22 protein-coding genes and 2 pseudogenes are annotated in these 23,010 nt (G+C 69.1%); 15 read left to right on the plus strand and 9 right to left on the minus strand.

All coding sequences use genetic code 11. From position 1 onward, the window contains the following. Window positions 1-7: 7 nt before the first annotated feature. Complete coding sequence (gene icd / locus HVO_RS17200; RefSeq protein ID WP_004042658.1) at window positions 8-1,267, minus strand: isocitrate dehydrogenase (NADP(+)); 1,260 nt, start codon at window positions 1,265-1,267, stop codon at window positions 8-10. Window positions 1,268-1,385: 118 nt separating this feature from the next. On the opposite strand from icd, the gene HVO_RS17205 reads away from it, so the two are divergent. The 3 genes from HVO_RS17205 (at window position 1,386) to HVO_RS17215 (ending at window position 3,933) form a co-directional block, all read left to right on the plus strand. After that, the gene (locus tag HVO_RS17205) at window positions 1,386-2,414 is read left to right on the plus strand and encodes an isoaspartyl peptidase/L-asparaginase (protein ID WP_004042661.1); all 1,029 of its coding nucleotides are present in this window, start codon (window positions 1,386-1,388) and stop codon (window positions 2,412-2,414) included. A gap of 85 nt (window positions 2,415-2,499) precedes the next feature. Then, on the plus strand, window positions 2,500-3,435 hold the full coding sequence (locus HVO_RS17210; RefSeq protein ID WP_004042663.1) for an oxidoreductase: 936 nt from the start codon (window positions 2,500-2,502) through the stop codon (window positions 3,433-3,435). A 69-nt stretch (window positions 3,436-3,504) separates the two neighbouring features. Beyond that, window positions 3,505-3,933 carry a DUF7522 family protein gene (locus HVO_RS17215; RefSeq protein ID WP_004042666.1) on the plus strand — a complete coding sequence of 143 codons (429 nt, stop codon included), beginning with the start codon at window positions 3,505-3,507 and terminating at the stop codon, window positions 3,931-3,933. Between the two features lie 67 nt (window positions 3,934-4,000). Here HVO_RS17215 and HVO_RS17220 read toward each other — a convergent pair whose 3' ends face one another. Both HVO_RS17220 and HVO_RS21490 read right to left on the minus strand, forming a co-directional pair. Then, a complete protein-coding gene (locus tag HVO_RS17220) occupies window positions 4,001-4,633 on the minus strand; it encodes a DsbA family oxidoreductase (protein WP_004042667.1) in 633 nt (210 codons plus the stop codon). Window positions 4,634-4,748: 115 nt separating this feature from the next. Continuing rightward, window positions 4,749-5,030, minus strand: a pseudogene (locus HVO_RS21490) (formate/nitrite transporter family protein); the annotation flags it as partial. A 177-nt stretch (window positions 5,031-5,207) separates the two neighbouring features. Between HVO_RS21490 and HVO_RS17230 the strand changes: the two are divergent. The 3 genes from HVO_RS17230 to HVO_RS17240 are packed head-to-tail and all read left to right on the plus strand — an operon-like array spanning window position 5,208 to window position 7,574. Then, a complete protein-coding gene (locus HVO_RS17230; protein WP_004042670.1) occupies window positions 5,208-6,242 on the plus strand; it encodes a thiamine pyrophosphate-dependent dehydrogenase E1 component subunit alpha in 1,035 nt (344 codons plus the stop codon). Further along, complete coding sequence (locus HVO_RS17235) at window positions 6,242-7,282, plus strand: alpha-ketoacid dehydrogenase subunit beta (RefSeq protein ID WP_004042674.1); 1,041 nt, start codon at window positions 6,242-6,244, stop codon at window positions 7,280-7,282. The genes HVO_RS17230 and HVO_RS17235 overlap by 1 nt, the downstream gene beginning before the upstream one ends. Window positions 7,283-7,313: 31 nt before the next feature. Beyond that, complete coding sequence (locus HVO_RS17240; protein WP_004042676.1) at window positions 7,314-7,574, plus strand: lipoyl domain-containing protein; 261 nt, start codon at window positions 7,314-7,316, stop codon at window positions 7,572-7,574. Window positions 7,575-7,589: 15 nt separating this feature from the next. Here HVO_RS17240 and ppk1 read toward each other — a convergent pair whose 3' ends face one another. Both ppk1 and HVO_RS17250 read right to left on the minus strand, forming a co-directional pair. After that, entirely contained in the window at window positions 7,590-9,833 is a 2,244-nt protein-coding gene (gene ppk1 / locus HVO_RS17245; protein ID WP_004042678.1) for a polyphosphate kinase 1, read from the minus strand. A 77-nt stretch (window positions 9,834-9,910) separates the two neighbouring features. Next, window positions 9,911-10,612: a metallophosphoesterase family protein gene (locus tag HVO_RS17250; RefSeq protein ID WP_004042680.1), complete on the minus strand. Its 702-nt coding sequence runs from the start codon at window positions 10,610-10,612 to the stop codon at window positions 9,911-9,913. Window positions 10,613-10,795: 183 nt separating this feature from the next. Between HVO_RS17250 and map the strand changes: the two genes are divergently transcribed. The 3 genes from map (at window position 10,796) to HVO_RS17265 (ending at window position 13,353) form a co-directional block, all read left to right on the plus strand. Beyond that, window positions 10,796-11,686, plus strand: coding sequence for a type II methionyl aminopeptidase (map, locus tag HVO_RS17255; protein WP_013035297.1), 891 nt, complete (start codon window positions 10,796-10,798; stop codon window positions 11,684-11,686). 80 nt (window positions 11,687-11,766) lie between these two features. Continuing rightward, window positions 11,767-12,336 (plus strand): HIT family protein, encoded by a 570-nt coding sequence (locus tag HVO_RS17260; protein WP_004042684.1) that lies wholly within the window; start codon window positions 11,767-11,769, stop codon window positions 12,334-12,336. 81 nt (window positions 12,337-12,417) lie between these two features. Beyond that, window positions 12,418-13,353, plus strand: a complete 936-nt coding sequence (locus HVO_RS17265; protein ID WP_004042686.1) for a cation diffusion facilitator family transporter — start codon at window positions 12,418-12,420, stop codon at window positions 13,351-13,353. 54 nt (window positions 13,354-13,407) lie between these two features. Here the strand turns inward: HVO_RS17265 and HVO_RS17270 are convergent, their stop codons facing one another. After that, complete coding sequence (locus HVO_RS17270; RefSeq protein WP_004042688.1) at window positions 13,408-13,998, minus strand: S26 family signal peptidase; 591 nt, start codon at window positions 13,996-13,998, stop codon at window positions 13,408-13,410. A gap of 91 nt (window positions 13,999-14,089) precedes the next feature. Here HVO_RS17270 and HVO_RS17275 point away from each other — a divergent pair, with 91 nt between their 5' ends. Beyond that, entirely contained in the window at window positions 14,090-14,539 is a 450-nt protein-coding gene (locus tag HVO_RS17275; RefSeq protein ID WP_004042691.1) for a GNAT family N-acetyltransferase, read from the plus strand. Between the two features lie 57 nt (window positions 14,540-14,596). Here HVO_RS17275 and HVO_RS17280 read toward each other — a convergent pair whose 3' ends face one another. After that, a complete protein-coding gene (locus HVO_RS17280) occupies window positions 14,597-15,886 on the minus strand; it encodes a tRNA (N(6)-L-threonylcarbamoyladenosine(37)-C(2))-methylthiotransferase (RefSeq protein WP_004042693.1) in 1,290 nt (429 codons plus the stop codon). A 344-nt stretch (window positions 15,887-16,230) separates the two neighbouring features. Between HVO_RS17280 and HVO_RS17285 the strand changes: the two genes are divergently transcribed. Both HVO_RS17285 and HVO_RS17290 read left to right on the plus strand, forming a co-directional pair. Further along, the gene (locus HVO_RS17285) at window positions 16,231-17,427 is read left to right on the plus strand and encodes a PQQ-like beta-propeller repeat protein (protein ID WP_049914830.1); all 1,197 of its coding nucleotides are present in this window, start codon (window positions 16,231-16,233) and stop codon (window positions 17,425-17,427) included. Then, window positions 17,424-18,644: an outer membrane protein assembly factor BamB family protein gene (locus tag HVO_RS17290; RefSeq protein WP_004042699.1), complete on the plus strand. Its 1,221-nt coding sequence runs from the start codon at window positions 17,424-17,426 to the stop codon at window positions 18,642-18,644. The genes HVO_RS17285 and HVO_RS17290 overlap by 4 nt, the downstream gene beginning before the upstream one ends. Before the next feature lie 50 nt (window positions 18,645-18,694). Here the strand turns inward: HVO_RS17290 and HVO_RS17295 are convergent. Both HVO_RS17295 and deoC read right to left on the minus strand, forming a co-directional pair. Further along, window positions 18,695-19,693 (minus strand): annotated as a pseudogene (locus tag HVO_RS17295) (calcium/sodium antiporter). A gap of 105 nt (window positions 19,694-19,798) precedes the next feature. Continuing rightward, the gene (gene deoC / locus HVO_RS17300) at window positions 19,799-20,437 is read right to left on the minus strand and encodes a deoxyribose-phosphate aldolase (RefSeq protein ID WP_004042701.1); all 639 of its coding nucleotides are present in this window, start codon (window positions 20,435-20,437) and stop codon (window positions 19,799-19,801) included. A gap of 66 nt (window positions 20,438-20,503) precedes the next feature. Between deoC and HVO_RS17305 the strand changes: the two genes are divergently transcribed. The 3 genes from HVO_RS17305 to HVO_RS17315 all read left to right on the plus strand — a co-directional run bounded on the left by HVO_RS17305 (window position 20,504) and on the right by HVO_RS17315 (window position 22,950). Further along, window positions 20,504-21,313 (plus strand): DUF63 family protein, encoded by an 810-nt coding sequence (locus tag HVO_RS17305; protein WP_004042703.1) that lies wholly within the window; start codon window positions 20,504-20,506, stop codon window positions 21,311-21,313. Between the two features lie 120 nt (window positions 21,314-21,433). Then, entirely contained in the window at window positions 21,434-22,351 is a 918-nt protein-coding gene (locus tag HVO_RS17310; protein ID WP_004042705.1) for a carbohydrate kinase family protein, read from the plus strand. A 68-nt stretch (window positions 22,352-22,419) separates the two neighbouring features. After that, on the plus strand, window positions 22,420-22,950 hold the full coding sequence (locus tag HVO_RS17315) for a hypothetical protein (protein WP_004042707.1): 531 nt from the start codon (window positions 22,420-22,422) through the stop codon (window positions 22,948-22,950). The last annotated feature ends 60 nt before the right edge of the window (window positions 22,951-23,010 follow it).

Raw genomic sequence — 23,010 nt, forward strand, 5'->3', positions numbered from 1 at the left:
AGTTGCCTTAAGCTAACTCTTTGATGTTCTCGACGACCTTGTCGGCGTACTCGCTCGTGGCGAGCTTGTTGCCGCCCTCGATCTGGCGTTCGAGGTCGTAGGTCACGTCGCCGTCCGAGATGGTCTTCTCGACGGCGTCGCGGATGAGCTTACCGGCGTCCTTCCAGCCCATGTACTCGAACATGAGACGGCCGGAGAGAATCATCGCGGTCGGGTTGACCTTGTCCTCGCCGGCGTACTTGGGTGCGGAGCCGTGGACGGGCTCTGCGAGACAGAGGCCCTCACCGAAGTTCGCACCGGGGGCGATGCCGAGGCCGCCAATCTGCGCGCCGGCGGCGTCGGACATGTAGTCGCCGTTGAGGTTCATCGTGGCGATGACATCGTAGTCGGCGGTGCGGGTGAGAAGCTGCTGGAGCATGTTGTCGGCGATGCGGTCCTTGACAACGACCTTGTCCTCGGGACGCTCGCCGTCGTACTCTTCCCACAGTTCGTCTTCGGTGATGGTGACGTCGCCGAACTCCTCTTCTGCGAGTTCGTAGCCCCAGTCACGGAAGGCACCCTCGGTGAACTTCATGATGTTGCCCTTGTGGACGAGCGTGACCGACGGGCGGTCGTTTTCGAGGGCGTACTCGATAGCCTCGCGGACGAGGCGCTTCGTCCCGAACTCGGTGATGGGCTTGATGCCGATGCCGACGGGACCGTCGTGGATGACGCCGTCCGCGCCCATCTCTTCTTCGACGAACTCCTTGACCTTCTGGACCTCGTCGGTGCCGGCTTCCCACTCGATGCCGGCGTACACGTCTTCGGTGTTCTCGCGGAACGTGACCATGTCCATCGCCGAGGGGTTCTTCACGGGCGACGGGACGCCGTCGAGGTGGTAGGTCGGGCGGACGTTCGCGTAGAGGTCGAGCTTCTTGCGGAGCGCGACGTTGAGCGAGCGGAAGCCGGCACCGACGGGTGTCGTGAGCGGGCCCTTGATTGCGACGCGGTGGTTGCGGATGGCGCTTACCGTGTCCTCCGGGAGGTTCTCGTCGTACTTGTCGCGGGCGGACGAACCGGCGTAGACGCGCATCCAAGAGACAGAGCGGCCGGTCGCCTCGGCGGCGGCGTCGAGGACCTTCTGTGCGGCGGGGCCGACGTCCGTTCCGATTCCGTCGCCGTGGATGATCGGAATAATCGGGTTGTCGGGGACGGAGAGCTCGCCCGTCTCCTCGTCGACCGTGATTTTCTCGCCGTCGTCCGGAACCTCAATCTGGTCGTAGCTCATGAACATTTTGGGTTTTCCAGTGCGGTGTAAAAGTCCTGCCGTTATCGACGGCGAAGTGCAAGTATCGCTCTATTCGTCGGTCGATACGTTTAGGACCGCGCTCCGAAGACACTCTCGTATGCGAATTATCCTCCACGGCGGTGCCGGCGGCATCCCCGGCGAACCGGAACCCAGACAGGCCGTCCTGGACGACGCGGCCGACGCGGGCGCGAGCGAACCCGACCCGCTTTCGGCGGTCGAGACCGCAGTCCGCGTCCTCGAATCGGACCACCGGTTCAACGCGGGCGTCGGCGGCGCGGTCCAGTCCGACGGCGTCGTCCGCACCGACGCGGGCGTCATGCTGAGCGACCGACGCGCCGGCGCGGCCTCCGGCATGGAGGGCGTCGAACACGCCGTCTCCGTCGCGCGCGCGGTCCTCGAAGACACCCCGCACGTCCTCCTGACGGGCGAGCCGGCGGTCGACTTCGCCGCCGACGCGGGCGTCGAGACCGGCGTCGACCTCTTCACCGACGAGACCCGCGAGCGCTGGGCGAACGCGGACGCGCCCGAGGGCTCGCCCAGCGAACACCTCGCGTGGCTGGCCGACCGATTCGGCGGTAGCACGAGCGACCCGACGGCCGAGGCGGGCGACGGTTATCTGCCGGCGCACGACAGTTCCGAGGAGACCTCGGCAGGCAGTGGCCGCTCGGCTCACGACGTTCGCCTGCCCGGCCACGACAATTCTGAGGGAACCTCAGCAAGCAGTGACCGCTCGGCTCACGATGTTCGCCTTCCCGGTCACGACACGGTCGGGGCGGTCGCCACCGACGGCGAGACGTTCGCCTCCGCGACCTCGACCGGCGGCCGCTGGTTCGCTCTCGCGGGTCGCGTCGGCGACGTGCCGCAAATCGGCTCGGGCTTCTACGCCTCCCCGGCCGGCGGCGCGTCGACCACGGGAGCGGGCGAAGACATCGCGCGCGTGACGCTCGCGCGCCGCGCCGTCGGCCACCTCGAGCGGGGCTGCGACGCCCAGACCGCGGCCGACCTCGCCATCGAGGAGTTCGGCGAACTCACCGGGTCGTCGGCGGGGATCATCCTCCTCGACGACGAGGGCTTCGGCTCGGCGTACAACTCCGACGGGATGCAGACCAGCACCGCGTCGAAGTAGTCTCAATCGAGCGTCTGCGACCGCTCGCCCGGCCGCGCCGGCGGTCGCCGCCACGGTTTACTCGGTTCGGTCCTTGCAGTTCCCCATGAGCGATTGGACCGCGGCCGACGCCCCCGACCTCTCGGGGAAGACCGTCATCGTCACCGGCGCGAACAGCGGCCTCGGCTTCGAAGCGACGCGCGCGTTCGCCGAGAAGGGCGCGCACGTCGTCATGGCCTGCCGGAGCCTCGACCGCGGCGAGGACGCGATGGCCGACATCCGCGACTCGGTGCCGGCGGCCTCGCTGACCCTCTCGGAACTCGACCTCGCCGACCTCGACTCCGTCCGGCGGTTCGCCGACGAGTTCGCCGCCGAACACGGGTCGCTACACGTCCTCTGCAACAACGCCGGCGTGATGGCGATTCCCCGGCGGGAGACCGCACAGGGCTTCGAGACGCAGTTCGGCGTGAACCACCTCGGTCACTTCGTCCTGAGCGCCCGCCTGTTTCCGACGCTCCGCGACACGCCCGGCGAGACGCGACTCGTCGCGATGTCGAGCGGCCTCCACGAGCGCGGCCGGATGGAGTTCGACGACCTGCAAGGCGAACGCGACTACGACGAGTGGGACGCCTACGCCCAGAGCAAGCTCTCGAACCTGCTTTTCGCGTTCGAACTCGACCGCCGGCTGACCGCCGCGGGCATCGACGACGTGCTGAGCGTGGGCGCGCACCCCGGGTACGCGGCCACGAACCTCCAGTTCCGCGGCCCCGAGGCCTCCGGGTCGACGCTCCGGTATTGGATGAGCAAGCTCGGCAACGCGATATTCGCCCAGTCGGCCGAGATGGGCGCGCTCCCGCTCCTGTACGCTGCCACGTCGCCGGCCGTCGAAAGCGGGGAGTACGTCGGCCCGCAGGGGCTGTTCGGCATGCGCGGCACCCCCGGCATCGCGGAGCCGAGCGACCGCGCCAGAGACCCCGAGACCGCCGCCCGGCTCTGGGACGTGTCGGAGGAGCTCACCGACACGCGGTTCCGGCTGGCCTGATTCACCACCTGTCTCGGACGAGCGCCGGGAGGCGAGACGGCCAAATACTGCGGCGTGCTATCTACTCCCGTGACCGAATCAACGCCGACAATCACCCGGAGCGTCGCCGACGCTCTCGTCTCCACCTGCCGAACGACCCTCGAGGACTCCCTGCGGAGCGTCGTCCACTTCACCCGCGACGACTTCGACGTGCTGTATGTCCGACGGAACCTCCACGACGGCGACGAGGCCGCGGCGCGCGCAGCGAGCGCCGGACTCGTCGAGAGCGAGCGCACCGGATTCGGCCCGCGAGAGACCTACAACGCCGGCGCGACCGGCGCGACCTCCGACTTCGGCGAGTACGAGTTCACCCTGCGCGTCTTCTCGGACGGCTTCGTCGGCCGCGTCGTGGGCGGCGACCGCGGCGTCATCGTCACCACCGACGAACTCGAACTCTCGGAGTTCGAGGAGATGGAAGTCGCGCTCCGCCGGATGCTCGAAACGACCACCGCCGGGTGAACCGACTCGCCGGCGGGCGTGACGACTCCTCGAGCGCTGTCGGTCTCGTTGGTCGGTCGTCCGGTGTCTACACTCCCTCGACGAGTCGCTCTAGCTGCTCCGGCGGCACCGCTCCTCGCGCGGCGTAGCCCTCGTACGCGAAGGTTGGGACACCGGTGACGCCGTGCTGCTGGGCCTCACTGAATCGTTCGCGCACTTCGGCCCGAAGCGTTTCGTCGTCGAGCGCGGACGCGACTTCCTCGCCGTCGATGCCCACCGATTCGGCGAGTTCGACGAGCACCGCCTCGTCGCCGATGTCTTTGCCGTCCTGCCAGAGCGCCTCGAAGACCGACTCGTCGAACGCGAGCCACGTCTCGTAGTCGGCGTGTCCCTTCAGGTAGTACGAGACGATTTGCGCCGGCAGCGAGTCAACGTCGGTCCCGAGGTCAAGCGTCATCTCGACGTCGTACCGTTCTTGTAACCGACGGACCCCCTGCTTCGCTTGCTCGTAGTAGTCTTCGTCTTTTCCGTCGTCGACCGAGAAGTCGATGCTTCCGTCGGGGCGGCGCTTCTGACTCCGCAGGTCGAACGGATGCCAGTCGATATCGAGTTCCTCGTCTCTCGTCTCTTGATACTGCGACAGGGACTGCCTCCCGAGGTAGCAAAAGGGACACACGTAGTCCGAGTAGACCGTTATCGCCTGGTCGGCGTCTGAACTCATGCGTATTTGTCTCTCCTACGGTTACAAAAACGGCGCGGTCGCGGGCGACCAGTTCGAATGCCGACGCTACTGAGTTGCAGAGAGCGAACGGCCGCGAGGAGAGTAGCCGACCGCCTCAGCGTCCGAACAGACGCTGCCTGAGGCTTCGGTCGGTGGCGCGCTCCACCAAGAGAACCGCGTGGTCGGTGTCGTTGACCACGTCGAGGTGCAGCGAGTCGGTCAGGAGTCGAGTGAGAAGGCCCCGTTCGGTCGCTCCCATCAGCACCATCGAGTGGCTGTCGGCCCGGTCGGCGATGGCTCGTTCGATGTCGCCGGAATCGTCGACGATTCGCGCCGCGTCCTGCAGGCCGTGTTCGGTCGCCCAGTCGGAGAGGAACGCCTCGCCCCGTTCGCGGTCGTGTCGTTCATACGAGACGATACGCTCGAGTCGGGCTTAGACCTGTCTCGACCCGTCGCTTCGCGTGAATTCGTAGTCCGCTCGTTCTGATGGTCATGACTTACACAATTAATGTTAATAGTTCTACGAGAGTACACCCGGACGCCAACCATGGTGAGTGTTACCGACCTACAGACGATGTACGAGCAGATGGTGACCGCTCGGCACTACGAGGAGCGACTAGTGGACGAGTACCTCGTCGGCAAACAGCCGGCGTTCGACATCTCGGCGGGGCCGATTCCCGGCGAACTGCACCTCGCGGCCGGCCACGAGGCGTCCGGGGCGGGCGTCTGCATGCACCTCCGCGACGACGACACGGTGACCGCGCCGCACCGACCGCACCACATCGCCATCGCGAAGGGCGTCGACCTCAAGCGCATGACGGCCGAGATTTTCGGCCGGAAGACGGGGCTGTGCCGCGGGAAGGGCGGCCACATGCACCTGTTCGACCCCGACGTGAACTTCGCGTGTGCGGGCATCATCGCGCAGGGCTGTCCGCCGGCGGTCGGCGCGGCGATGGCCGCGAAAAAGCGGAACACCGACTCGGTCGCCGTCGCCTTCCTCGGCGAGGGCGCTATCGACCAGGGCGGCTTCCTCGAATCGCTGAACCTCGCGGCGGTCCACGACCTCCCGGTCGTCTTCGTCGTCGAGGACAACGACTGGGCCATCAGCATGCCGAAAGACCGCGTGACCGACGTGCAGAACGGCGCACAGCGCGCCGCCGGCTTCGACCTGCCGGGCGTCCGCATCGACTCCGACGACGCCACGGCGGTCTACGAGGCCGCGGGCGAGGCCGTGATGCGCGCCCGCGACGGCAACGGGCCGACGCTCATCGAGGTGCAGGTCCACCGCCGGATGGGTCACTTCATGGGCGACGCCGAGGCGTACCGCCCGGAGGCCGACATCGACCGCGCGAAACAGCGCGACTCCATCGAGCGACTCGCCGCGGACCTCCGCTCGCACGGCGTGACCGACGACGACATCGACGAGATGCGGGAGCGCGCCCACGGGCGGGTCGAGGCGGCGATTTCGTGGGCGAAAGAACAGCCCGAACCCGAGCCGGCGGAGGCGTACGAGAACGTGTTCACGAACCCGCCGGCGCAGGCGGCGACCGACGGCGGGAGCGCGGCAGACGCGCCGGGCGACGCCGGCGAGACGGGAGGCGACAACTGATGGCGACCGAATCACGAGACTACACGGAGGCGACCGAGACGGACCGCGAACTGACCATGAGCCGGGCGATGGTGGAAGCCATCGCGTGGGAGATGCGCGAGAACGAGGAGGTGTTCTACATGGGCGAGGACGTCGCCGACTACGGCGGCATCTTCTCCAGTACGACGGGCCTCTTGGACGAGTTCGGTCGCGACCGCGTGATGGACGTTCCCATCAGCGAGACGGCCTACCTCGGCGCGGCCGTCGGGGCCGCACAGGCCGGCATGCGCCCGATTGCCGAACTGATGTTCGTCGACTTCTTCGGCGTCGCCATGGACCAGATCTACAACAACATGGCGAAGAACACCTACATGAGCGGCGGCTCGTTCTCCGTGCCGATGGTGCTGACCACGGCCGTCGGCGGCACCTACAACGACGCCGGCCAGCACTCCCAGACGCTCTACGGGACCTTCGCCCACCTGCCGGGGATGAAAGTCGTCGTCCCCTCGACGGCCTACGACGCCAAGGGGTTGATGCACACCGCCATCCGCGACGACGACCCGGTCGTCTACATGTTCCACAAGCGTCTCATGGGTCTCGGCTGGATGCCGTCGCCCTCGGGGCCGAAGACCGGCGTCTCCGAGGAGGACTACGCGATTCCGTTCGGCGAGGCCGACGTGAAGCGCCCCGGCGACGACGTGACCGTCGTCACCCTCGGCCTGCACGTCCACCGGGCGATGGAGGCCGCGGAACGGCTCGACGACGACGGCATCGACGCCGAGGTCATCGACCTCCGGACGCTCGTGCCGCTCGACACCGAGACGGTGCTCGACTCGGTCCGCAAGACCGGGAAGCTCCTCGTCGTCGACGAGGACTACCGGTCGTTCGGCGTGACGGGCGAGATAATCGCGCGGGCCGCCGAGGGCGCGCTGGACGACCTCTCGGCGGTCAAGCGGCTGGCCATCCACGACGTGCCGATTCCCTACGCCCGCCCGCTGGAAGACGAGGTCAACCCCGGCACCGACGACATCGCGGCGGCCGTCCGCGAACTCCACGAGTGACGGGCGAGTCGGAACCGAACGGGGGTCGCGCATGACGGACGCCGCGGACGTGAACTCGGCGGACTCGTGGCCCGACGACGCCGACGACGTGGCCGAGGGCTACCTCGCCAACTGGTTCGTCCGCGAGGGCTCGGCGGTCGACGCGGGCGAGACGCTCTGCGAGATACAGGTCGAGAAGGTGAGCATCGACGTGGCCGCGCCGACGACGGGGACGGTCACGGAGATAGTCGTGGCAGAAGGCGACGACTTCGCCCGCGGCGACGTGCTCGCGCGGGTGCAACCGAGCGCCTGAATCGGGCTTTTTTCTTCAGTCGTCGCCGGCGCGGTACGCCGCGCCGAGCGCCCGGTCCATCAGCTCTCGGTGGGCCTCGCGGACCCGCTCGCCGTCGCCGGGGCGACGCTGTTCGTACCGGCCGTCGCTGTCCATCACCCAGCGCCGGCGGTTGTCCGACAGGAGCGCGTCGAGGACGGCGTCGAGTTCGGCGCGGTGCTCGGGGTCTTCGACGGGCGCGACGGCCTCGACCCGGCGGTCGAGGTTGCGGGTCATCCAGTCGGCGGAGCCGACGTAGTAGTCCGGCTCGCCCCCGTTCTCGAAGTAGAAGATACGCGAGTGTTCGAGGAACCGGCCGACGACGCTCGACACCGAGACGTGCTCCGAGAGCCCCTCGATGCCGGGTCTGAGCCGACAGATACCGCGGACCACGAGGTCGATGTCGACGCCGGCCATCGACGCCTCGTACAGTTCGCGGACCATCGCGGGGTCTTCGAGCGCGTTCATCTTGGCGACGATGCGGGCGTCGCGGCCGGCGCGGGCGTGGTCGGCCTCCCGGCGGACGAGCCGGGTCATCTCCTCGCGGAGGTTCGTCGGCGCGACCAGCAGTTTCCGGTACGTCTCCTGCCGCGAGTGGCCGGTGAAGAAGTTGAACAGGCGAACGAGGTCGTGGCCGATGTCGGGGTCGGCGGTGAACAGCCCGAGGTCGGTGTAGAGCTTCGCGGTCTGGGAGTGGTAGTTGCCGGTGGCGACGTGGGAGTACAGCCGCACCTCGTCGCCCTCCTCGCGGACGACGAGCGCGGTCTTCGTGTGCGTCTTCAGCCCGATAGTGCCGTAAGCGACGTGGATGCCTTCCTCTTCGAGGCGACGGACCCACCGGAGGTTGTTCTCCTCGTCGAACCGCGCTTTGAGTTCGACCATCACCGCGACCTGCTTGCCGTTCTTGGCGGCCTCGATGAGCGTCTCGATGACCTCGGAGTCCGGCGCGGTCCGGTAGATGGTGGCTTTGATGGCCAGCACGTCGGGGTCGGCCGCGGCCGCCGCGAGGAACGTCCCCACCGTGCCCGTAAACGAGTGGTACGGGTGGTGGACGAGCACGTCCTTCCGGGCGATTTCGGTGAACACCGAGTCGGGGTCGTCGGCGGAGCGGCCGGCGAACCGTGGGTGGGGCTGGGGCGTCCACGGCGCGACTTCGAGTTCCGGCCGGTCGAGGTCGAAAAGCGACGCGAGCGCGCCGTAGTCCAGCGGCAGGTCGCGCTCGAACACCTCGCGGTCGTCCACGCCGAGCTGTTCTGCGAGCAGGTCGCGGACGACCTCGGGCGTGCCCGACTGGACCTCCAAGCGGACCACCGTGGCGAATCGGCGCTGGCGGAGCACGTCCTCTATCGTGGCGATGAGCCCCTCTGCGACCTCCTCGTTGCGGCGGACCTCGGCGTTCCGCGTCACCCTGAACGCGGAGGTGTCGACGACCTCGACGTTCGGGAACAGCAGGTCGATGTTGCGCTCCATGACGGCCACGAGCGGGACGAACCTGACGGGTCCCGCGGGGCCGTCGTCGTCCGCCCTCCCTCCCGCGTCGCCGACGCGCTCGTCCACGTTGACGAGTCGCGGGCGGTTGCCGGGGACTTTGACCCGCGAGAACTTCGTCGGCTCCTCCGGGCCCTCGGTCGTGCGGACCGCGAGCGACAGCGAGAGGTTCGAGATGAACGGGAACGGATGGGCCGGCTCGAACGTCAGGGGCGTCAGCGTCGGCAGGACCGACGCCTCGAAGTAGTCGCGGAGGGCCGCCCGCTCGTCGGGCGCGAGGTCGTCGTAGCCGACGATGTCGATGCCGGCGTCGGTGAGCGCGGGGCGGACGAGGTCGTGGAAGCAGTCGGACTGTCGGTCGAGCAGGTCGCGGGCGCGGTCGAGGACGAGCGACCACTGCTGGCTCGGCGTCCGGCCGTCGGGCGAGGGTTCGCTCACGCCGGCGGCCATCTGCTGTTTCAGCCCGCCGACGCGCTTCATGAAGAACTCGTCGAGGTTCGAGGTGAGAATCGAGAGGAACTTGACGCGCTCGAAAAGCGGGTTGCGGTCGTCTCTCGCCTCGTGAAGGACGCGCTCGTGGAAGGCGAGTTCGCTGAGTTCGCGGTTGAGATACAGCGCGGGGTCTGCGAGGTCGGCGTCGACCGGATTCGACTCGTCGTCGTCGCGGTCGCGAACGCGGACCGGCGCGGTCGCCTGCCCCTGACCGGCCTGTCGGCCCTGCGAGTCGCCGCCGCGAACCTCGTCGTCGGACATGTGCTTGAGAGGAGATGGTTCGGCGGCGGCCTTTAGTTCGCCGCCTCCGTCGTCGCCGCCACCGTCGCCTCGGGGGCTCAGACCAGCGCGGGCTGGCGGGGTTCGAGAATCTTCGAGTCCTTGCGGGACTCGTGGGTGACCTCGGAGTCGACGGCGACGAGTTCGTCGGCGTGGAGGTCGTAGGCCGTCAGCGCGCCGCCGTAGACCGCGCCCGTGTCGAGGCCCATCGCGTACTCGAAGACGGCGGGGTGGGCCATCACGGTGTGCCCGAAGAAGACGCGCTCGGGACCCTCGTAGTACTCGAACCAGAACGGGCCGTCGTAGCTGTCGCCGGGGTTCATCGCCCGGGTGTTTTCGAGTTCGTCGACGCTGTGTTCGGAAAGCGGCTTTTCGGGGTGGACGCCGCCGTGGACGACGATGGCGTCTTCCCACGTGATGGCGACCGGGAGGTTCGAAATCCATTCGAGGTCGTCGTCTGTCAGCGCGTCTAGCTCCTTCGTGCCGCGGATGAGCTTTTCTTCGTTGTTGCCGCGGACGGTCAGGAAGTTGTCGCGCTCGCGGACGTAGTCCACGACGCCCTTGCTGTCGGGGCCCTTCCGCACGAGGTCGCCGACGAAGACGACGAGGTCGTCCTCGGAGGGTTCGAGCCGGTCGACGAGGCGTTCGAGCGCCGGCAGACAGCCGTGTACGTCGCCGACGACGTACACGTCGTCCCAGTCGTCGATGTCGACTCGAAGGTGTTGCTCGGCGACGTCGGGGTGGAAGGACGGGACACTCATTGGAAACGTTCTCTCCTCTGCCTGAAGACGGCTACCTAAGAAAGGGTTGCTAGTTTCGAACTATTGTGCTATATAGACATGGCTGTGGGTCTCACGCACGCCGCGCGAGCCGCCGGCGACGACCCGCCCTCTGTCGCCGGCCATCCCGCAATCGCTTTCCGGCGCGGCCGCGAAGTCGCGGCCATGAGCATCGGACCCCTCGACGACGAGACGGTCGAGAAGTATCGAGAGGCAGGGGAGGTCCTCCGCACGGTGTTGGACGAGTCGGCCGAGATGGTCGAACCCGGCGTCACCCACCTTGAAGTCGCCGAACACGCCGAAGCGCGCATCCGCGAACTCGCCGATGGCTGTGCGTTCCCGGTCAACATCAGTATCAACGAGGAGGCGTCGCACGCCAGCCCCGGCCGCGACGACGACACCGTGTTCGGCGAGGACATGGTCTGTCTGGACGTCGGCGTCCACGTCGACGGCTACATCGCAGACTCCGCGGTGACAGTCGACCTCTCGGGCAACGACGAACTCGTCGAGTCCGCCGAGGAGGCGCTCGACGCCGCCCTCGACATGGTCGAAGCGGGCGCGCACACCGGGAAAATCGGCGCGGAAATCGAGGACGTGATTCGCGGCTACGGCTACACGCCCGTCCTCAACCTCTCGGGCCACGGCGTCGAGCAGTGGGACGCCCACACCGACCCGACCATCCCGAACCGCGGCGCAGAGCGCGGCGTCGAACTCGAAGTCGGTGACGTGGTCGCCATCGAACCGTTCGCCACCGACGGCACGGGCAAGGTCACCGAGGGGTCGAAAAACGAGATTTACAGCCTCGTCAACGACCGCTCGGTCCGCGACCGCATGTCGCGCAAACTGCTCGACGAGGTGCGCGAGGAGTACAAACTGCTCCCCTTCGCGGCCCGCTGGTTCGAGGGCGGTCGCTCAGAGATGGCGATTCGCCGGCTCGAACAGCAGGGTATCCTCCGCGGCTACCCCGTGCTGAAAGAGGAAGACGGCGCGATGGTCGGACAGGCCGAAGACACCATCATCGTCACCGAAGACGGCTACGAGAACCTCACGCGATAGTCGGACGGAACCGGAGTCGGAGCCAGCACCGACCGCCCCGAGACCGAAACGGCTTGCCCGTCCGGGTCCATTGAGCCGCCATGGACCAACTGTTCGCCCCGTGGCGCATCGAGTGGGTCGCCCGCGACGACGACCAAGACGCCGACGCCGACGACCCGGACGACGACGACCGCTGTCCCTTCTGTGCGCTCCCCGAGCGCGACGACGACAGAGAGAGCAAAATCGTCGCCCGCTCGCCGCACTCGTTCGTCCTCCTGAACAACTACCCCTACGCGCCGGGGCACGTCATGGTCATCCCGCACCGCCACACCGGCGAGTTCGCCGCCCTCTCGGACGCGGAACTCCTCGACCACGCCCGGCTCAAATCGAAGACGCTCGCCGCGTTGGACGCCGCCTTCGACCCCGCCGGGTTCAACGCGGGCGAGAACCTCGGCGGCTCGGCCGCCGGCGGCTCCATCGACGACCACCTCCACACCCACGTCGTCCCGCGGTGGAACGGCGACACCAACTTCATGCCGGTCATCTCCGACACGAAAGTGCTCGTGCAGGCGCTCGACGACTCCTACGACCAGATTCACGAAGCGTTCGCCGGCCTCGACGGGGCACTCGCCGACGGCGACGACGACGCGGTTCGCTTCGAATTAGACTGACCCTAAAACTCACGTCGAGTGCATCTAATAGCCCGCTCCGGCCCGAAGCGCATTTGAACCCCTCTCCCGAAAGCCACGGTAATGGAGCGGAAGCGGGCCATCCGTCGGGTCGGATTCGTCGTCCTCGCGGCGAACGTGCTTCTCGTCGCCGGGAAGGCCGGCGTGTGGTGGACGACCGGGAGCCTGGCCCTCGGGTCCGAGGCGGTCAACAGCCTCGCGGACGCGGTTTACAGCACCATCATCCTCGGCGGCCTCTATCTGACGACGAAGCCGCCGGACTGGGAACACCCCCACGGCCACGAGCGTATCGAGCCGTTCATCTCGCTTTTCGTCGCGGTCGGCATCTTCGCCGCCGGCGGGGCGATTCTCTGGCAGAGCACGTCCAGCATCCTCGCGGGGACTTACGGCGGAGACGCGGGGACGCTCGGCGTCGTCGTCCTCGTCGTCGCGGCGGCGGCCAAGTACGTCCTCTACCGCTACTGCTACTCGGTCGGCCGCGAGCAGAACTCGCCGGCGCTCGTCGCCGCCGGCGTCGACAACCGAAACGACATCCTCACCGCCGGGGCGGCGCTCGTCGGCGTGGTCGGCGGGCAGTTCGGCTACCCCATCTTGGACCCGCTGGCCGCCATGGTCGTCTCCATCGGCATCGTCTACACCGGCTACGAAATCGTCCGCGACAACGTGAACTACCTCGTCGGGGCCGCCCCGCCGGAGTACCTCCGGGCGCTCATCGTCCAGACCGCCCTGTCGCACCCCGACGTGTACGGCGCACACGACGTGGTCGCCCACTACGTCGGCCCCGAAATCGACGTGAGCCTCCACATCGAGGTCGAAGGCGACATGACGATTGCCGAGGCTCACGACATCGAGACGTGGGTCGTGCAGGCGATTCGGAACATCGACGAGGTCGACGACGTGTTCGTCCACATCGACCCGAAGGAACTCGGGGAGTGGAAGGAAGACGACGAGACCGAGCGCTACACCATGTTCTCGCCCGACGGCGGCGACGACCGCTGACGGCCACTAACTTCCACTAACGGACGCTGACGACCGCTGACGACCGCTGGGGGTTCAAAGAAGCTTCTGGACTTCCAGCCGTAGCTCCCCGAGATACGGCACGTGGAACTGGCCTTTCGCCCGCACCCAGTCGGGTCGGACGGGCGAGGCGATGCCCCGCGCCTGGTCGTAGTAGTCGTTGTCGTCGCCGCGAGTGACGTAGCCGGCGTGCGGCGCGGGGCAGTTCAGAAGTTCCGCACAGGAGTCCGAGCCGTCGACGTAAGACGAGTTGGCCCGGTCGTACCAGTTCTCTCCGTCCTCGACCCAGAAGACCGCGCGATGGATGATGGGCGAGCCGTCGCGCGACGGCGTGTCGTAGACGACGACATCGCCCGGGCCGCCGAGCCGGCCGTAGCCCTCGCTCGCGTTGGCCGTGACCACGCCGTAGTCGTCGGCCGCGGGGCCGCCGTAGCGAACCTCCGCGGTCACGACGACGAGGTCGCCGCGTTCGAGAGTCGGTTGCATGCTCCCGCTCTCGACGGCGACCATCGGGGGCCACACGCCGCTCACCGCGAACAGCACCGCGCCGACCGCGACGACGACCGCGACCGTCGAGAGCGCGTCTCTGGCGAACGCTCGGGCCTCCGATTGACTGTCGTCGGACACGGGTGCTGTCAGCCGTCGCGTCGCTATCAATCTTGTTGCCGGCGTCGGCGTGAGAGAAACCGTTAGGGCCGGGTGGCGCGACGGTCGGGTCGTGAACGACGACTACCACCTCGTCCCCGAGTTTCCCGCCCCCGAGACGTACGTTTCCCTCCGCGACGCCGCGGAGATGCCTCCCCGGTCTCTCGCGGCCGCCGAGCGCGGCGTTCCGAACACGATTTTCGGCGTGCGCGTCGTCTTCGAGGGGGCGACCGGCGACGAGATAGTCGGTATGGGTCGGCTCGTCGGCGACGGCGGTACCGTCTTTCAGGTCGTCGACGTAGCGGTCCACCCCGACCATCAGGGCCGCGGGCTCGGCACCCGCGTGATGGACGCGCTCGTGGACTACCTCGACCGCGAGGCCCCGCCGTCGGCGTTCGTGAATCTCCTCGCCGACGTGGACGGCTACTACGAGCGCTGGGGGTTCGAACCGACCGCGCCGGCGTCGAAAGGGATGTTTCTCCGAGTGGGCGAGGGCGGCGTCCGCGGGCGCGACGAGAACTGAGAACCGAGCGGAGTGTGAATCGGCGGGGCGACGCGTCTTCGGCGCGCAACCGACCGCTCAGGCGGCGGTGGGCTCCCGCGGTTCGGGCTGTGCCTCGACCGGTTCGGCGAAGGCGTAGACGGTCTGGTGGGCGGTCACCGTCACGCGGGCGAAGTCGCCGGGTTCGAGGCCGTGTTCGGTGGCGTTCTGGACGATTATCTGGCGGTAGGCCTCGTCGCGGCATTTCACGGAGTCGCCGGTACCCTCCTCGACGACGAGCACGTCGCGCTCCGTGCCGACCATCTCGTCGTACGCGGCGGCGACGATGTCCATCTTCGCCTCGGACATCTCCTTGGAGCGCTCCTTTTTGAGCGTCCCGCCGAGGCCCTTCAGGTCCGCGGCGTCGGTGCCGGGGCGCTTCGAGAAGCGCGTGACGTTGACCTTCTCGGGGCGAACCTCGCGGAGCAGCTCCATCGACCGCTCGTGGTCCGCGTCGGTCTCGGTCGGGTAGCCGACGATGAAGTCGGTCGAGAGCGTCCAGTAGTCGAGTTCGCGGTCGAACGTCTCGACGATTTCTCTGAACTTGTCGACGCGGTGCTGGCGACGCATGTGTTCGAGCACCTCGTCGGAGCCCGACTGCACGGGCGCGTGGATGAAGTTGTAGAGCTTGTCGTGTCGGGCGAACACCGCGGCGAGTTCGTCGCGGATGCCGTGGACGCCGCCGGGGTTGGCCATGCCGACTCGGACGCGGAACTCGCCGTCGATTTCGGTGCAGATGCGGTCCAGTAGCTCGGGGAGCTTCCGGTCGCCGTTGTCCCAGCCGTAGACGCCGGTGTCCTGGCCCGTGATGCGGAGTTCCTTCGCGCCGGCGTGGACGAGCGCCCGCGCCTTCTCGACGTTCTCGTCGACCGAGGGCGAATCCACCCGGCCGGTGGCGAACTTCGTGATGCAGTACGAGCAGTTCGACATACAGCCGCGGGCGATGGGCAGGATGCCGACCACGCCGTCCAAGACGGGTTCGACGCCGGGGCCGGGGGTCGGACACTCGCCGTTGGTGACGGCGGCCGGCACGTCGTCCCAGTGGAGAATCTGGGCGTCGATGCCCTCCTCGCGGAAGTCGTTGCCCTGCGCGAGCGCCATACAGCCCGTGATGATGAGGTCCGCCGTCTCCGCCGCCAGCTCTTTGGCCCGACGGAGCATGTTCCGCTCCGTCTTCTCCACGACCGTACAGGTGTTCATGATGGCGACATCGGCCTCCTCGGGCCCGTCGACGCGGTAGTGGCCGGCGTCGCGGAGCGCGCTCTCGATGGCGCGGCTCTCGCCGCGGTTCGAGGTGCAGCCGTATGTCTCGATGTGGTATCGGGCCATTCGGTTATCCCACGTACCGGGTCAGCGGGCAAAAACGCCGCGGTCTCCCCCGAGACTGCCGGCGTCCGCGACCCGTGATAGCGTCTCTCGGGGGTCGTCTGCGCGCTCCCTCCGGAGCGTCATCGCCGCATCCGCAGTCTGCCCTCCGCTTTTTCCGCCTCTCACCTCCCGCTTCCCACTCGCACCCTCGCCACCGCGCCCGGCGAAAAAGTACTTGTCACTGTGCTATGACGTTTCGGTCGATGCGTTCCCGCAGGACACCACCCGATTCGCTCTCCGCCAGCGACTCGGCCGGGACCGACGACCCGGCTTCGGCCGCCACCGGCACCAGCACCCGCCGCGGCGTGCTTCGCCTGCTCGGAGCGGGCGCGGTCGCCGGGGTCGCCGGATGCCTCGGCGGCGACGAGGGACAGACTGACGACGACTTCCCCGAGGGCGTCCGCTTCGAAGACGGCTGGCGGACCTACGCCCACGACGACGCGAACACCGCGTTCCTCCGCGACGGAACGGCCATCTCCGAGCCGACTATCGAGTACGAACCCGACTTCGGGATAGGCTCGACCGAGCCAGTCGCCGCCGACGGGGTGGCTTACACGCCCAGCGACCCGATACGGGCGCTCGACCCGGCCGCCGGCGAGGAGTTGTGGACCGCACAGGGTGAGGAGTGGACCGCACCGGTCGTCCTCGACGGAATCGTCTACTCGCTCGGTGTGACGGTCCACGGCCCGAACCGACTCGCGCTCTACCGCGCCCGGACCGGTCGGCTGTTCCGAACTATCGAACTCCCCGGCCGCCCGCGGACGCCACCGGCGTTCTCCAACGACCGCGAGACGCTGTTTCTCGGCCTCGACGACGAGCGCGTCTGCGCGGTCGATATCGACGCCGCCGAGGTCAAATGGACGCGGTCGCTGTTCGGCGCGGTCCGGCGACCCCTCGCGGTCAACCTCCACTCGATTTTCGTGGTCACCGAGGGCCAGCGGCTCTACTGCCTCGGAACTGACGGACGTGCCCGCTGGCAGACTCCGACCGAGACGGTCGAAACCGTCGCGCCGGTCGTCGGCGACGAGCGGGTGTACATCGCCGGTTGGGACCGCATCGCCGCGCTCGAACGGCGGAACGGCGACGTGGTCTGGGAGGACGACCGCGGCGTCCACGAACGCCTCGCGTTCGACGGCGATCGCCTCTACGCGGTTCGCGGGTCGCTCCGGGCGCTCGACAGCGCGACCGGCGAGGAGCGGTGGCGCTACGACCCCGAAGAGACCGTCTCCGCCGCGAGCGTCGTCGGCGACACGGTCTACGTCGGCACGGGACGCGGCGACCTCGTCGCCCTGAACCGAACCGGCGACGGTGGCCTGTTCGGTGACCGCGAGCGCTGGTCGATTTCGCTCGGTCGTAACGTCGGCCACTCGCTGGCCGCGACCGACCGCCGGGTGCTCTGTCCGCTCGTCCGCGACGACGGCCTGCCGAGCATAACTGTCGTCGCCGACGCCGACGAGTCGAGCGCGGGAACGACCGCGGACGCCGGCGGGTCGGAGTCGTGACGAACCCCGACGCGAGACTATCGAGACGGGCGTTCCTCGGGACTCTCGGAACCGGCGCAGCCGTCGGTCTCGCGGGCTGTGTCGGTGGCGATGAGGGCTCCACGGGCGACGGGCGCGCCGACTGGCCGCATCCGTATTTCTCGCCGGAGGGAACGGGCTACAACCCCCGTGCGACCGGCCCGGCGTCGAAGCCGAGCGAGTCGTGGGGCATCGAGGTGAACGGCCTCGAACTGGCACGCCCGGTCGTGTTCGACGAGACGGTGTATCTCGCGACCAGCGAGCGCCTCCGGGCGTTTTCGGCCGCCGATGGCACCGAGCTGTGGTCGGTCGAAAGCGACACTCAGAGCGGCTTCCGCTCGTCGGTGACGGTCGATTCGGAGCGCGTCTACGTCGGCCATTCCGGGGCCAGAACCGGCGTGCTCGCGTACACCCATGACGGCGAAGAAGCGTGGCACGCGCCGACCGCGTCGAGCGTCTGGGCACCCGTCGTCCGACCCGAACCGGACCGCGACTGTCTCTACACCGCTGACACCGCGGGGAACCTCTACCGCGTCCGCGCCAGCGACGGGAGCGTCGAGTGGCGCGAGGAACTGTTCGGCCCGGTTCGGTCCCTCGCGGCTCGGGACGACACCGTCGTCGCCGGCACGGAGGGCGGCGAGGTGGTCACGTTCCGCGACGAGGGCGTCGAGCGCGGCCTGACCGGGAACTGGCGAACCAAACACCCGGGCGGCGTGCAGTCGCTCGCAGTCGCCGGGTCGGGCGACGTGTTCGCAGGCTTCTTCGGCGCGGGCGTCGCCCGACTCAGCGGCGGCCTCCGCGCCGGTGCGGTGGCCTGGCACCAAGAAGACCCCTCGCCCCACGGCTCGCTCGTCGTCGGCCCCCGGCGCATCTTTTCGACCGACGGGGCCGGCCTCGACGCCTTCGACAGGCGCGAGGGGTCGCCCGCGTGGCAGGCCGGCGACGACTTCTTCGCCCCGCCCGCCGGTGCCGGCGACACGATATTCGTCTCGGACACGAGCGACGACGGCGGCGTCGTCGCCTACGATGCCGGGGGCGGCGTCGGCCTCGACGACACCCGAATCGGGGCCGAGCGCTGGCGCTACGACCTCGCGGGGCGCGCCTTGACCGGTCCGACGCCGGCGGGCGACGCGCTGTTCGTCGTCGAATCCGGCGGCGACGACGGACCACGGCGACTCGTCGCGTTGCGGGCCGGGTAACAGAGCGATTCGGGGGCGCTCGACAGGGTCGTCTCGGGAGACCGCGACCCTCAGATGAGCCCCAGTATCCACCGCGTGACCTCGGAGGTCGCGAAGAAGGCACCTTCCACCCGGGAGAGAACCCTCCCGGTCCAGAGCGCGGCGACTATCAGGAGAGTGACCGCGACGAGCCACGCGAACGTCCCGAGCGCCGAGGCGCTCACCACGAGCGGGCGAGCGACCGCCGCGACGCCGACGATGCCGGTGATGTTGAGGATGTTGCTGCCGACGACGTTGCCCACCGAGACCCCGAGGCTCCGCTGTCGGAGCGCAACCAGCGAGACGGCGAACTCCGGCGTCGACGTCCCCGCCGCGACGATTGTGCCGCCGATGACCCACTAGGAGACGCCGGCCCCGCGGGCCAGCTCCGAGGCGGCGAGCACCATGTAGTCGCCGCTCACCAACACCAGCGCCAACCCGCCCGCGAGGAACACGGCGTCCCGCCCGGGGAAGTCGATTCGGTCGGTTATCGGGCGGGTCACGCCGCCGTCTCCGAGCGACTGGTCGGCCGATTGCTCAGTCGATTGCTCGGTTGCTCCATCGGCCTCAGTCTGGGTGCCACGGAGCAGGTACGCCGTGTAGGCGACGAACGCCGCGACTAAGAGCGCGCCTTCGAGCCTCGTCACCCGGAGGTCGAACAGAACCAGTCCGCCGAGGAGCGTGCTCGCCAGCAGGGCGACGCCGTCGCGGGAGACGAGCGACTCCGCGACCGGAATCACCCGGAACAGCGAGATGACGCCCAACACGAACGCCACGTTGTAGATGTTCGAGCCGAGGACGTTGGCGACCGCGATGTCGCCCAACCGCTTGTACGCGGCGTCGACCGCGACCGAGAGCTCCGGCGTCGAGGTCCCGATTGCGACGATTGTCAGCCCGATGGTGAGCTCCGAGAGGCCGAACCGCCGAGCCGACCGAACGGCGGCGTCGACCAACAGCCGCGCGCCGACCCAGAGCCCGAGCACTGACACGAGAATGACGCCGATTTGAACGACGGGTCCGCCTCTGAGCATGGTACTGAGTTCCCGGGAGTCGGATAATCAATGTTGGGCGCGCGGCGTTCACAATCTATCGACGACCGCGAGACCGCGAGACCGCGAAGCCCCCAGACTGCCGACCTACTCCTCGGGCGCGCCGGAGACGATGTCGACGCCCGACGACGCGCCGATGCGCTCCGCGCCGGCTTCGAACATGGCGACCGCCTCGTCGTAGGAGCCGACGCCGCCGGAGGCCTTGACGGGCAGGTACTCGGCCATGAGTGCCACGTCCTCGACCGTCGCGCCGCCGTCGGCGAAGCCGGTGGAGGTCTTGACGAAGGCGGCGTCGGCCTCGGCGGCCGCCTCGCAGGCGCGGTGTTTCTCTTCCTCGGTGAGAAGCGCCGTCTCGATGATGACTTTCACGGGAACCGGGACGGCGGCGACGACCTCCGAGATGTCCTCGGTCACGAGTTCGTCGTCGCCGGCTTTGAGCCGACCGACGTTGATGACCATGTCCAGTTCGTCCGCGCCGGCCTGCCACGCGTCGACGGCCTCCTCGCGCTTGGCCGTCGTCGTGTGCTGACCGTGGGGGAAGCCGACGACCGTCGCCAGCAACACGTCCGGGGCGTACTCGCTCGCCTCGGCGACGTAGCACGGCGGGATGCAGGCGTTCATCCCCCACTCGGCGGCGGCGTCGAGGACGGCCTCCACGTCGGCCATCGTCGTCTCGGGTCCGAGGACCGTGTGGTCGATGCGGGCGGCGAGGTCGGCTCGGTTCATACCCTGTCGAGGCGACCCGAGACTAAAGAACGTAAGGCTTTCACGCCGCCCCACCGCGCCTCCTGCATGGCCATCCTCCCCGAGGGGTTCGCGCTCCCGCCGCTCCCCTACCTCGTCGCCCTCGTCGCGGGACTCGTCGGCGTCGGCGTCGGACTGACTCGCACGCGCCCGACGGTCACGCCCGCGCACGTCCTCGCGCTCGTCCCGTGGATGGTGTCGGGGTCGGCGCTGCACGTCCTCTACGTCGTCGACGCGCTCCCGCCCGCGGTCGAACCGCTCGCCGGCACGCCCGCGGTCTACCTCTCCGTGGCCGTCGTCGCCGGCGCGACGTGGCTCGCGCTCGACGCGGCCGACCTCGCCTCGCCGCAGACGCTCGCGGCTCCGGGGCTGCTCGTCGCCGCCGGCCTCGCCGGCTTCGCGCTCTTTATCGGCCTCGCCGCCGGGACGCTCTCGGTCGTCTGGCCCGGTACCGCACTCGTCGCCGCGCTCGTCGTCACCCCGCTGACGTGGCGGGTCGTGACGCGACTCGCACCCGAGGCGGCCGCCGCGGGGTCGCTCGGACTCCTCGCACTCTTCGGGCACGCCCTCGACGCGCTGTCGACCGCCGTCGGCGTCGACGTGCTCGGCTTCGGCGAGCGGACGCCGCTGTCGCGCGTCATCCTCGACGCCGCCGCGGCGCTCCCGACCGCGGAGGTCATCGGCGTCGGCTGGCTGTTCGTCCTCGTGAAACTCGCCGTCGCCGGCTTCGTGGTCGCCCTCCTCGCCGACTACGTCCGCGAGGACCCGACCGAGGGGTCGCTCCTGTTGGGCCTCGTCGCCGCCGTCGGCCTCGGCCCCGGCGTCCACAACCTCCTGTTGTTCGCCATCGCCGGCTGAGGCCGCGACCCTGTTTGGGCCGCCCGCCTGCCGGCCTCCGCATGCCCGCTGTTGCGCCGCGCTCCGTAGTCGCCCGACCCGGGAGAGTTATCCCACCGGCGACCCGACCTCCGCGGACGCATGTCCCGTGTCATCTGCGCCGGCCACGTCAACTGGGACGTCACCCTCCGCGTGGACGCCCTGCCGGAGCCCGACGGCGAGGCGACCGTCGAGTCGCGGGTCGGCGCGGGCGGCGGCAGCGCCGCCAACGTCGCCAGCGGCCTCGTCGGCCTCGACGTGCCCGCCGCGCTCCTGGGGAGCGTCGGCGACGACGAACACGGCCACGCCGCCGTCGCCGAACTCGCCTCGAAGGGCGTCGACTGCCGCCACGTCGTCAGCGTCGACGGCGGCCCGACCACGGTCAAGTACATCGTCGTCGACGCCGCGGGCGAGGTGTTCGTCCTCGGCTCGCCCGGCGTCAACGAGGCGTTCGAGGCGACCGACCTCCCGACCGACCCGCTCGCGGCCGCCGACCACCTCCACCTGACGAGCCAGTCGCCCGAGACGGCCGCGACGCTCGCCAGACGGGCCCACGAGGAGGATACGACGGTCAGCTTCGACCCCGGGCGGCGCGTCGGCGACCGGGGCTACGCCGACGCCCTCCGCGAGGTGGACTTCGTCTTTCTCAACGACCGCGAGGCCGCCACCGCGCTCGGTGAAGCGGCGGTCCAGCGCGGACGAGACGCCGCCGCAGACCCCGTCTCAGACGTGGCCGAGGCGCTCGCGCAGACGACGCTCGTTCTCAAACACGGCCCGCGCGGCGCGGAGGTCAGAGACGGCGACGACCGACACGTCCACCCGGGCTACCCTATCGACGCGGTTGACACGACCGGCGCGGGCGACGCCTTCGCCTCGGGCTTCATCGCGGCCCGCCTCGACGGGGCGACCTACGAGCGGGCGCTGGCGGTCGCCAACGCCTGCGGCGCGCTCACCGCGGCCGAACCGGGCGCGCGGACGCAACTCAGTTGGCGGCGGCTGGACGACCTCATCGAGGGCTGAGCCGCCGCGTCCACGCCGCTCGGCTCCGACCCAACCAGTTTTATCCTCACCAGCCATTCGTCGGGACGATGTTCGACCACCTCCCGGCCGCCGTCGCCGCCCTCGACGCCGCGTCGAGCCTCGGCGCAGTCGCCGGGCGACTGCTGCTCGGCGCGGTCGTCGGCGTCGCGGCCGCCGTCGTGATGGCCATCCCGATGTGGCGGCAGGACGACGGCTTCACCCCGGCGTACGTCGCCGCGGCGGTCGTCCGCCGGACGACGCCCGACGAGGTGAGCTTCGGCGACGCGAACGTCGCCCACCACGCCGCCGGCGCGCTCGCCGGCGTCCTCTACGCGGTCGTCTACCTCGTCACCGACGCCGTCGCGCCGGACCTCGGCGTCGCCGGCATCGGCATCGACCTCCCCTCGCACCTCGTCGCGACCGCGGTCGTCGTGGCGTTCATCTACGTCGCGTTCGCCCGGTTTATCTTCCCTCGCGCCGGCCGGCGCATCTACGGGGAGCGCGCGACGGCGGTCCGCGGGCAGTGGCTCCGCTCCTCGCTCGTGTTCGGGGCGACGCTACTGGTCCTCGCGCCGGCGATTTTCCCCGGGTTCGCGTGACGGCGGCTCGGTCGGAAGCCCGGCCGACGGACCGCGGTCCGTGCCCCCCGGTCGAACCGC

It is taken from the genome of Haloferax volcanii DS2, from assembly GCF_000025685.1.
Classification (GTDB): Archaea; Halobacteriota; Halobacteria; order Halobacteriales; family Haloferacaceae; genus Haloferax; species Haloferax volcanii.

What these genes read in the sequence shown, in the direction of transcription:
- icd (WP_004042658.1), bottom strand. Translation starts at nt 1,267, where the DNA reads ATGAGCTACGACCAGATTGAGGTTCCGGACGACGGCGAGAAAATCACG.
- HVO_RS17205 (WP_004042661.1), top strand. Translation starts at nt 1,386, where the DNA reads ATGCGAATTATCCTCCACGGCGGTGCCGGCGGCATCCCCGGCGAACCG.
- HVO_RS17210 (WP_004042663.1), top strand. Translation starts at nt 2,500, where the DNA reads ATGAGCGATTGGACCGCGGCCGACGCCCCCGACCTCTCGGGGAAGACC.
- HVO_RS17220 (WP_004042667.1), bottom strand. Translation starts at nt 4,633, where the DNA reads ATGAGTTCAGACGCCGACCAGGCGATAACGGTCTACTCGGACTACGTG.
- HVO_RS17230 (WP_004042670.1), top strand. Translation starts at nt 5,208, where the DNA reads ATGTACGAGCAGATGGTGACCGCTCGGCACTACGAGGAGCGACTAGTG.
- HVO_RS17235 (WP_004042674.1), top strand. Translation starts at nt 6,242, where the DNA reads ATGGCGACCGAATCACGAGACTACACGGAGGCGACCGAGACGGACCGC.
- HVO_RS17240 (WP_004042676.1), top strand. Translation starts at nt 7,314, where the DNA reads ATGACGGACGCCGCGGACGTGAACTCGGCGGACTCGTGGCCCGACGAC.
- ppk1 (WP_004042678.1), bottom strand. Translation starts at nt 9,833, where the DNA reads ATGTCCGACGACGAGGTTCGCGGCGGCGACTCGCAGGGCCGACAGGCC.
- HVO_RS17250 (WP_004042680.1), bottom strand. Translation starts at nt 10,612, where the DNA reads ATGAGTGTCCCGTCCTTCCACCCCGACGTCGCCGAGCAACACCTTCGA.
- map (WP_013035297.1), top strand. Translation starts at nt 10,796, where the DNA reads ATGAGCATCGGACCCCTCGACGACGAGACGGTCGAGAAGTATCGAGAG.
- HVO_RS17260 (WP_004042684.1), top strand. Translation starts at nt 11,767, where the DNA reads ATGGACCAACTGTTCGCCCCGTGGCGCATCGAGTGGGTCGCCCGCGAC.
- HVO_RS17265 (WP_004042686.1), top strand. Translation starts at nt 12,418, where the DNA reads ATGGAGCGGAAGCGGGCCATCCGTCGGGTCGGATTCGTCGTCCTCGCG.
- HVO_RS17280 (WP_004042693.1), bottom strand. Translation starts at nt 15,886, where the DNA reads ATGGCCCGATACCACATCGAGACATACGGCTGCACCTCGAACCGCGGC.
- deoC (WP_004042701.1), bottom strand. Translation starts at nt 20,437, where the DNA reads ATGAACCGAGCCGACCTCGCCGCCCGCATCGACCACACGGTCCTCGGA.
- HVO_RS17305 (WP_004042703.1), top strand. Translation starts at nt 20,504, where the DNA reads ATGGCCATCCTCCCCGAGGGGTTCGCGCTCCCGCCGCTCCCCTACCTC.
- HVO_RS17310 (WP_004042705.1), top strand. Translation starts at nt 21,434, where the DNA reads ATGTCCCGTGTCATCTGCGCCGGCCACGTCAACTGGGACGTCACCCTC.
- HVO_RS17315 (WP_004042707.1), top strand. Translation starts at nt 22,420, where the DNA reads ATGTTCGACCACCTCCCGGCCGCCGTCGCCGCCCTCGACGCCGCGTCG.